Below are 566 nucleotides of genomic sequence, written 5' to 3' on the forward strand. Positions count from 1 at the left end.
CAACCTGACTCAGCATTAGCTTTGATAGTCGCACCAACTCTTTAGGTTGAGCTACATAGCGGTCATAGATGAAATAACCCAGCATAATGACGACAAATAGCACTAACATTGTCGATTTTTTCATATTTGTCTCCAATCACATAACGCCAAATTAAGTAGTGAGCAACGCTACCACTCACCTAACCCATTGTGCCGTAAACACGAAAGCTGATTCAAACCAAAAGTGCCAAGCGTTGCGAATCTGCTTAAATTTATTGTTAGGCTTACTTCCCATCGTTTCTACGATGCTTCCACCATGTAAACCAACCACCCACTAGCAAAGCCAACCAAGCAAGTACATCAATGAAAGCAATACCGTTAACTTGAATGCCTACATCGCGGAACAGTTTGTCCCAATGCGATTTACCAGCACCTTTTTGATAGTCAATTAGATTGCCGTCTTCGTCCCTGTATACCAACTTGTCGTAACGATAGGCATAGTCATGAATTAGTCCAGGAATGAGTAGCAAACCAGTCGGAGAAAGTAACATCCAGAGAGGACGCGGAATCGATGCACCGTCAAACTC

1 protein-coding gene is annotated in these 566 nt (G+C 42.9%); it reads right to left on the minus strand.

What is annotated here, in order from left to right; all coding sequences use genetic code 11:
• Nucleotides 1–263: 263 nt before the first annotated feature.
• Nucleotides 264–566, minus strand: a 303-nt coding sequence (locus ELS82_RS25825; protein WP_134837845.1) for a DUF1353 domain-containing protein, incomplete at its 5' end; no start/stop codon positions are given.

Origin of the sequence: Vibrio ouci (assembly GCF_004551525.1) — a bacterium.
GTDB classification, from domain to species: Bacteria; Pseudomonadota; Gammaproteobacteria; order Enterobacterales; family Vibrionaceae; genus Vibrio; species Vibrio ouci.